The 3,740-nt window shown below is 49.6% G+C and carries 4 protein-coding genes; all 4 read right to left on the bottom strand.

The genetic code is table 11. From position 1 onward, the window contains the following. The coding region (locus PHF32_08655; protein ID MDD4560785.1) for a heavy metal-associated domain-containing protein at window positions 1–163 on the bottom strand (163 nt) is incomplete at its 3' end. An 86-nt stretch (window positions 164–249) separates the two neighbouring features. Beyond that, complete coding sequence (locus PHF32_08660; GenBank protein ID MDD4560786.1) at window positions 250–996, bottom strand: hypothetical protein; 747 nt, start codon at window positions 994–996, stop codon at window positions 250–252. Between the two features lie 44 nt (window positions 997–1,040). Then, window positions 1,041–2,615 carry a hypothetical protein gene (locus PHF32_08665; GenBank protein MDD4560787.1) on the bottom strand — a complete coding sequence of 525 codons (1,575 nt, stop codon included), beginning with the start codon at window positions 2,613–2,615 and terminating at the stop codon, window positions 1,041–1,043. A gap of 205 nt (window positions 2,616–2,820) precedes the next feature. Beyond that, the coding region (locus PHF32_08670) for a response regulator (protein ID MDD4560788.1) at window positions 2,821–3,740 on the bottom strand (920 nt) is incomplete at its 5' end.

Consider the following 3,740-nt stretch of genomic DNA (forward strand, 5'->3'; position numbering starts at 1 on the left):
TCCTGTCCTGCTTCAGCTTCCGCTCATCGTACTCTACCATCGCCTCTTCCAAGGCGAGGTTTACGTGCGCTTTATTTACTCCGGGAAGCGCGCTGAGCGCTTTCTCAACATTTGCACTGCAGGACGCGCAGTGCATTCCATCTATTCCGATCTGTAACTGCATAATAACCCCCAATGTATATCTGAAAGATATGATATGCCGATATCGGGATCAGACAAGCTATACTTAGGGACGCACAAAGAGTGTGCTTAGAAGCTGATCCCAAGCATGATGCCGATGTTGTAGATGCGTCGCAAACCCTGATCCCCCGCATCCACAAAGCTGATACCGTTCTCCAGCAACATCGTAAGACTACTAGCGTTGGCTTCGAGGCTATAATCAAGCTGTCCCCGCAAAACTCCCACGGGATCATGTTTATACTTTTTGATGATCCATTGGTGCGAATCACTATTGTAGAAACGTTCAGCACCACTGATGGTCACCCAATCGTAGTTTATAGCGGCTCCGACATTCATCAGCACGTTATACTTAGTGTCCAAGCTATACAAAATCGGCACCATAATTCCATTTACCACACATCTATCTCTTTCATAATTTACACCATTAGCAGTGTCTTTCTTCACACCCTCTGAATTGTATGCACCCAGACCAATGCTGAAGTGATAATCATCGGCACTTCGCAGCAGATACTTGCCGTGCAATTCAAAGCATGTATCACTATTATTATGTGAGATCCAGACAGATGCCTCCGTACGGGGACTTAGCAGCAGACTGGCGGTTCCGCCACCAATACCGATACTGGTTTTAAGGTTATTGTTATCAGAGTTATCCTTCACCGAACGGCTTTGGAAACCGTTTGAATAAAAGAATCTTACTCCGTTTTTGGGAATGGCCGTGGTCATTATGCCGGTCCGAACATCTCCAAGTGCCGATAATCCCGTGGCCCCAGCCAGCAGGATGGCTGCGCACAACATCTTACTAAAAAAATGATTCATGATATCTCCTTCTTCGTTATCTCTTGGTATCCTGGGCGTGTCCGCTAATTCTGCGTTGCATATCTGGCAACAAAATTGAGATAGTTCTTGCGTGAAAACTCAGCAAACTTGCCGGGCTGGCGAATCTCTGTAATGGAAGCGATATCGGGATCGCCTTTAGCTTTTCTGATCACCTTATAATGCCCGCGGCTGTGTAAGATTACGGTACGTTCGCTATCGTCACGAGCTGCCGGTACCGGATAGCTGAGCACAGCGCTGTCGCCCACTTTAGGCTGCACAAAATACTTCTTGTCTCGCTTGGTCAGCAGTTTTGTAACGTCCTCTCCCTCAGTGGTAACGGCCTTTTGTAATCCGACATTCTGGCGATAGATTCGTCCCGGCGCTGAGCTGTCCAGAGCTACATAGTCGATCTCCCAGAATTTGGCACCGCATTGCAGCTTTAGTTCGATCTCGTCGCCATCAAATCCGCTCAAATCCAGATGCATCAGCATCTCACGATCTGCCATGGGACCCACCACGGGGAAATGATCCAGGTATTTCCAGGCGCCATCCTGCTTCAGATAAACCGATAGCGGGATACCCTGGTTGAGTGACCATTCATAGTCCACGCCGTTCTTTTGCCTCGATTTCATGGAGTACCAGCGGTCGTACTTGCTGCCAAACATGTTCAAAAACTGTCCCAGAGTGTAATCCAGCCAGATGGAATTGCGCGCTTTGAGGATCAGCCTGGCATTGGCTTTGTCTTTTGGCGCGGGAAACTTCAGGTGCAGGGCATCCATGCTCTCACTGGCATCCTGAGAGTCATCGCCCCGGTAGCTGTGTTCGTCTTTGGCTGAAACCAGCGGCATGGCGTCCTCACCGGTTCCCGAGATGGCGGATAATGGCGCTTTGGGATCCTTTACCGTGTGGAATATCCCCAGGCGATCCACCAGCAGGGAAGTTCCCTTGGGGTGGTCAACCACCTGCAGCTCCGCCAGATTGGTATATTGAATCTCTTCGGCGAGGTTATCCATCCTCAATTGGTACTCATTGCCCTTGGGCTGTAGGTTTGGCAGGGGCATATAGTCGTCCCGTTCCAGAGTGGGGAAAATGGCTCCGCCGTATATCTCGCCCGTAAACTCAAACTCACTGCCATTGTAGGCAAATACGAAAGGACATGACTCCTTGGTGAGGATGATGAACGCTAAAAATATACTGCAAGATACTAGGAACGTAGTCCCAATGGCTAAGGTGGACAGGACTATTGATTTTCCCAGATCTAAATCGTAAACCTCAATTCTATCAATGCTTTCCATGGGAAGCTGATACTCAGTAGACAGGGAATCCGGTATGGGCGTCTGGGGGAGCAGATACACGTTGTAAATATACTTGCTGTTTTGCGGAAAGAAATTCGATCCTTGGGGTACAGAGCCGCTTATCAGCCCATCAGCAAAAGTGAGGTTGCTAAGATAATAGGGGTGGTCTGGCTGCTCCGGAAAGATCATTTTTAGCATCCGGCCCTGAAAGTCAGGAGGAGTGCTTTTGGGTGTTTCAAAATAGCTATACCTGGCACAGGAGTGTAAAATACAACCGATCAACAATAGACAAATCAATCGCATAGAGTACTTGGCATTACGCATTGGTTATCCTTCATTCTTCCATATTTGTAATTATCTATATCATGATGTATATCATGGTGTCATGCATATATTATTCCATGTCTGCAAATATTACATCTTCTACTCTGCCAATAGGGGTGACGCGATCAATCACATTGGTGCAGGAACAGGGCTACGTATCCCTTCAACTCCATCGCTGTGTGACTTGCTGGCTGTGGTGTGATGTTTACGATCCCTGAAGATGGCTTTCGATGTACTGCAGGATGGGGGTATTATCAAAGCTCTTTTCAAAGGCGCGCAGCACTCCCAGGCTCTCAAAACGATCGAAAACGCCTTCCTGTAGCATGCCGGATAGTAGGATTACAGGAGCTTTACAGCCCAGTTCCCGGATTTCAGCGATGGCGTCCAGCCCGTTTACTCCACCCAGGTTCAGATCCACCAGCAGCATATCGTATTGATTGCGGGATAGCAGGGCCAACGCTTCCGCGGGGCTGCCAGCCTTGTCGCATTCGTGGCCGCGCTTGTGACAACTGCGTTGGAAGAGCTTGCAGATACCTTCTTCATCATCCAGAATCAGCAGCTTGAGTTTGGCATTACTCTCTGCCAGCAGACCGCTGATCAGCGGACCTATCAGTTTGGCAGAGAAAGGCTTTTGGATGAAGGGCAGATCGGGGTCGATGATCCCATGCTGTGCGATCACATCGTCCGCGAAGCCGGACATATAGATCATCTTCTGCTCCGGGTTTATTCTTCGGATGGCGTCCGCGAGATCCTTGCCGTTCATGGATGGCATCACCACATCGGTGATCACGACATCGAACTTCTCTCCCTTTTCAAAGCGTTTCAGGGCAAGCAGGGAGGAGTTGTTGCACTCCACCTTATAGCCCAGATTGGTGAGCATCTTTTGCAGGATTTTGCATAGCGCGTCCTCATCCTCCACGATGAGGATTTTCTGGCCTTTTCCCCGCCCGGAGGCAGCAGCCCGATCCGCATCGGAAGCCCCAGATCTGATCTGTAAAGCGGGTAACAGCACTTTCATGATGGTGCCCTTCCCCGGTTCGCTATATGGCATGATCACTCCGCCGGCCTGTTCAATGATGCCATAGGCGGAGGCCAGGCCAAGCCCGGAGCTCTTCCCATTTTCCT

This window comes from Candidatus Cloacimonadota bacterium, assembly GCA_028706475.1.
Classification (GTDB): Bacteria; Cloacimonadota; Cloacimonadia; order Cloacimonadales; family Cloacimonadaceae; genus UBA5456.

What these genes read in the sequence shown, in the direction of transcription:
- PHF32_08660 (MDD4560786.1), bottom strand. Translation starts at nt 996, where the DNA reads ATGAATCATTTTTTTAGTAAGATGTTGTGCGCAGCCATCCTGCTGGCT.
- PHF32_08665 (MDD4560787.1), bottom strand. Translation starts at nt 2,615, where the DNA reads ATGCGTAATGCCAAGTACTCTATGCGATTGATTTGTCTATTGTTGATC.